The 4,465-nt window shown below is 66.1% G+C and carries 5 protein-coding genes and 1 pseudogene; all 6 read right to left on the reverse strand.

Going from position 1 to position 4,465, the window contains the following annotated elements; genetic code table 11:
• Positions 1 to 158, reverse strand: a pseudogene (locus tag QZY06_RS22105) (alcohol dehydrogenase); the annotation flags it as partial.
• 36 nt (positions 159 to 194) lie between these two features.
• Positions 195 to 1,604 carry a sodium:solute symporter family protein gene (locus QZY06_RS02510; protein ID WP_295679744.1) on the reverse strand — a complete coding sequence of 470 codons (1,410 nt, stop codon included), beginning with the start codon at positions 1,602 to 1,604 and terminating at the stop codon, positions 195 to 197.
• 84 nt (positions 1,605 to 1,688) lie between these two features.
• Entirely contained in the window at positions 1,689 to 2,816 is a 1,128-nt protein-coding gene (locus tag QZY06_RS02515; protein ID WP_367275543.1) for a zinc-dependent alcohol dehydrogenase family protein, read from the reverse strand.
• Positions 2,817 to 2,818: 2 nt separating this feature from the next.
• Positions 2,819 to 3,262 (reverse strand): thioesterase family protein, encoded by a 444-nt coding sequence (locus QZY06_RS02520; RefSeq protein WP_295679750.1) that lies wholly within the window; start codon positions 3,260 to 3,262, stop codon positions 2,819 to 2,821.
• Between the two features lie 4 nt (positions 3,263 to 3,266).
• Positions 3,267 to 4,022, reverse strand: coding sequence for a DUF6624 domain-containing protein (locus tag QZY06_RS02525; protein ID WP_295679753.1), 756 nt, complete (start codon positions 4,020 to 4,022; stop codon positions 3,267 to 3,269).
• Between the two features lie 118 nt (positions 4,023 to 4,140).
• Positions 4,141 to 4,458, reverse strand: coding sequence for a histidine triad nucleotide-binding protein (locus tag QZY06_RS02530; RefSeq protein WP_295679756.1), 318 nt, complete (start codon positions 4,456 to 4,458; stop codon positions 4,141 to 4,143).
• Positions 4,459 to 4,465: the final 7 nt, after the last annotated feature.

The raw sequence follows: 4,465 nt of genomic DNA on the forward strand, positions 1-4,465 counted from the left end.
CCCGCCAAAATATCAAACCCCTCATTGATGTCTTCAAGCGCAAGGCGATGAGTGAGCAAGCGATCCACCGGCAACAAGCCCGCGTCATACATCCCGACGAACCTCTGCAGATCCCGGCTCGGTACGTAGGAGCCAATGTACGAGCCCTTCACCGTCCGCTATCGGTGAAAGCATGAACTTCCAGGACGGATGCGTCAGCCCCATCGCCCTGGCTGATCGACCAAATTCTGCCGGGGCGGAGTTGAGCCCACCACCCGCGGCCCAAACGGCGCCAGCACGCCATAGGCCAGCACAGCCGCCGCCAACGACGCGAGATAAGGCATAGACCAATCCTGCGCCGACGCCAGCACATAGACCGCAACACTCGCGACCAACGCCATCGCCGCGCTCGCGATCCCGCCCACGCCGGGCGCGAAGATCGCGACGACCATCAGCACCAGCACGCCGGCCGAGGCCAGCCCGGACGCCTGTTCGACCAGCGAGTACATGCTTTCGCCGCCCAGCGAGATCAGAAAGGCGACGAGGCCGAACACCACGACAGCGACTCGGTTCAGGCGTAGCTTCAGGCGTTCCGTGAGTCGCGCGCCGGCCATTGGTGCGATCAGGTTGTGAGCCGCCAGCGAGCCGGCGACCAGCAGCGCGCCGGACAGGGTCGACAGGATTGCTGACACCAGCGCGCCGAGAAACACCACGTACAGGGCGACCGGCAACTGCGTCTGCGCATAGCGGGACAGCACCTGTTCGGGCTCGATGCCAGTGCCGAGGGTTGCGGCCGCGCCGAGACCGACGACTACCGGGATCAGCCCGACTGCGAGATAGACGAAGCCGGCCGCGACGGTGGCCGAGCGGGCGAGCTTGGCGTCGCGCATCGCCAGCACCCGCGAGCTCAGTTCCTGGGCGGCGATGGTGCCGAAGATCGGCACGGCGAGGATCTCGATCAGCGGCCGATCGCGTATCGGTGCGCGGGCTGCCGCGGCGGCGGCCGATTCCGGCAGCGTCTCGAAGCCGCCAACCAGGGTGAATACGGCCAGCAGGAGCAGCAGGCCGAAGATGATGACCAGGCCCTGTGCGAGATCGGTCCAGGCGTCGGCCCACATGCCGCCCACCGCCGTGTAGACGATGACCACGAAGGCCGCGAGGCCGGTCGCGGTGATCAGGCTCAGATCGCTGACCGAGGCGATCACCTGGCCGAAGGCGCGCATCTGCGCGGCTGCCCAGAGCAACGAGGACGGAATCATCACCAGGGCCGCCAGGCGTTCGATGCCCGAGCCCCAGCGGTTGCGGAACAGATCGGCCAGGGTCAGCAGGCCACGCCGGCGCAGCGCTGCCGCGAACAGCAGGCCCATCGCGACGATGCCGATTGCGTAGCCGAAGGGATCAGCCGCGACGGCGCCTAGTCCACCCGAGTAGGCCTCGGCCGTGGCACCGATGCAGGTCTCGGCGCCGAACCAGGTGGCGAAGACCGTGAACACCGAAAGCCAGGGCCCGAGGCTGCGGCCGGCGAGCAGGTAGTCGCTCTCGGTCTGCGGCTTGCGCGCCAGCAGGAAGACCACGGCCAGTTGCAGCACCACGTAGGCAAGCAGGGACAGCAGGATCCAGTTCATGCGCCGTAGCCCGATTTTCCGTATTCACGATGCACAAGCATTTCTGGGGCCGGTCCGGAGCCGGGCGCCTGATTCGCCCCGCGGTCAGAACAGAATCACCTGCCTGACTGCCTCTCCTCTCGCCAGGACATCAAAGCCTTCATTGATGTCGTCTAGCTTCAGGCGATGCGTGAGCAGGCGATCCACCGGCAACAAGCCTGCGTCGTACATCGTCACGAATCGCGGGACATCCCGGCTCGGTACGCAGGAGCCCATGTACGAGCCTTTCACCGTTCGCTCTTCGACCGTGAGGCTGACAGCGGAAATCGTGAACTGTTTCGATGGATGCGGCAGGCCCATCGTCACTGTCATGCCGCCGCGCGCGGTCGCGGCGTAAGCCTGCTGCAGCACGCGTTCGCTGCCGACGCTCTCGAAGCAGTATTCGGCACCGCCGCGGGTGGCCTCGCGAACTTCGGCGACGACGTCCGCGGAGCTTGCGGCGTTGACGACATGCGTCGCGCCCAACGATTTCGCCAGTTCCAGTTTCGAGGACTGCAGATCGATCGCGACGATGGTTCCGGCGCCGGCGGCGCGTGCGCCCAGCAGTGCAGCAAGGCCTACGCCGCCGAGGCCGAAGACGGCGACGGTGGAGCCGGGTGTGACTCTTGCGGTGTTGACCACGGCGCCGACGCCGGTCAGTACCGCGCAGCCGAACAGGGCGGCGATTTCCGGCGGCAGGTCAGGGCGCACCTTCACAGCGGATGCAGCGGAGACCACGGCGTATTCGGCGAAGCCGCTGACGCCGAGGTGATGATGGATATCGCCGCCGTTGGAATGGAGTCTTCGTGCGCCGCTCAGCAGAGTGCCGGCGACATTGGCTCTGGCGCCCGGTTCGCAGAGCGCGGCGCGGCCGGTGGCGCAGGGTTGGCAGTGGCCGCAGGCGGGGACGAACGAGAACACCACGTTGTCGCGCGGCGCGTAGGCAGTGACGCCCGCTCCGCATTCGACGACGGTGGCGGCGGCTTCATGGCCGAGCGCCATCGGCATCACGCGCGGGCGGCTGCCGTCGATCACGCTGAGGTCCGAATGGCACAAGCCGGTGGCAGTCATCTTGACCAGCAGTTCGCCGGGGCCGGGCGGGGCGAGGCTGATCGTTTCGATGCTCAGCGGCCTGGATTGCGCATACGGGGCCGGCAGGCCCATTTCGCGGAGGACGGCGGCGCGGGTCTGGATCATCAGAGAGTCTCGGACGGAACTGGAGTCTGGATGCGGGCGAGGGCCGCGCGAATGGAGTCCGGGATCGGACTGGATTTCTGCGTTTCGCGATCGACGAACACATGCACGAACCAGCCTTCGGCGGCAGGCTCGTCATCGTTGGCGCGGAACAGGGCGATCTCGTAGCGGACGCTGGAATTGCCGAGCTTGGCGACTCGCAGACCGGCATCGACCACTTCCGGATAGGCCAGCGATTTCAGGTAGCGGCAGTGCGATTCGGCGGCGAAGCCGATGACCGTGCCGCGATGGATGTCCAGCTCGCCGACGGTGATCAGGTAGTGGTTGATGACCGTGTCGAAGAACGAGTAGTAGTCGATGTTGTTGACGTGGCCGTAGACGTCGTTGTCCTTCCAGCGCGTCGGGATGGCGAGGAAGTGCGGATAGTCGGCGCGGCGGGTGCTCATGGCTTCAGCGGATCACCTGGGTGTTCGGGGTGAGGTCGACGGGGATGCCGTGGAACTGCTGCAGCAGGCAGCCGTAGTCGCGCATCGTCAGCAGGCCCTGTTCGGCACGGCGCGCTTCCAGGCCTTCGGGTTTTTCGATCGGCTGCGGATGGCTGATGCCGCCGCTGGCGCGGAACTGGCTGCCATAGAGCTGCGGCAGGCCCTGTGAGACCTTGACTCGATCGGACAACAAGGCGAAATCCTGCGGCACGATGTCGCCTTTCTTCGCCAGCGGTTCGAGCAGGGCCAGCAGCTTGGCCTGCAGTTGCGGATCGCGGTCAGCATGGGCGGCGATCAGCCAGGCGGCGCGCAGGCCATCGCGGCCTACCTGAGATGCATCCGGGAACTGCTTGGCTTCGACGATCTCGGCCATCCGGCTGACGTTGTCCTGATCGGACTGGAAGATCGCCAGGATCAGCGACTGCTCCGGCTGACCGCCATGCGCCTTGGCACTGGCCGAGGCCTTGGAGCGCGCGGACTGATCGCGCTCCATCATCGCCAGCAGCTCCTTGCGCAGCTCGGGCTGGGTCGGCTCGGCCGTCAGCGGCTTCAGCTGGCGGGCCGCGATCTTGTCGGCTTCCTGCTTGCGCAGAACGTCGAAAGAGGGGCAGTCGGTAAGGCCGGCAGCGGCTGGCCCAGCGGCGGCCTGGCTGGCAGCCGCCAACAGGATGGAGGACGCGATGAGCGCCTGACACGCCCCCTGCAGAGTGTGTCTGTTCATGGCTGCGGGCCTCCTCCAGCCCGGATGTTCTGCCCAGCGTCGATGCAGGCTTGCGCTGGCTTGTTGGTGTGTGTGGCGACTTGGGTGGATCGGTTTTTCGAGCTTGCTCGAAAACCATTCAGCCCGGCGGCCACTTCAGCGGACGGCCGGCGATGATGTGCAGGTGCAGATGGAACACGCTCTGCCCGGAGGCCGCGCCGTTATTGACCACCAGGCGATAGGCGTCGCCATAGCCTTCGGCCTCGGCGATCTTGGTTGCGACCAGCATCAGATGGCCGAGCAGGGCCTGATCTTCCGGCACGGCGTCGCAGAGGCGCGGCATCGGCTTCTTCGGAATCAGCAGAATGTGCGTCGGCGCGACCGGGTTGATGTCACGGATCGCGAAGCACAACTCATCTTCAAACACGATCGTGGCCGGAATCTCGCGGGCGATGATCTTTTCG

The organism is uncultured Nevskia sp. (assembly GCF_903885465.1).
In the GTDB taxonomy this organism is placed as follows: Bacteria; Pseudomonadota; Gammaproteobacteria; order Nevskiales; family Nevskiaceae; genus Nevskia.

Coding starts and splice junctions, on each gene's coding strand:
- QZY06_RS02510 (WP_295679744.1), bottom strand. CDS start 1,604: ATGAACTGGATCCTGCTGTCCCTGCTTGCCTACGTGGTGCTGCAACTG.
- QZY06_RS02520 (WP_295679750.1), bottom strand. CDS start 3,262: ATGAGCACCCGCCGCGCCGACTATCCGCACTTCCTCGCCATCCCGACG.
- QZY06_RS02525 (WP_295679753.1), bottom strand. CDS start 4,022: ATGAACAGACACACTCTGCAGGGGGCGTGTCAGGCGCTCATCGCGTCC.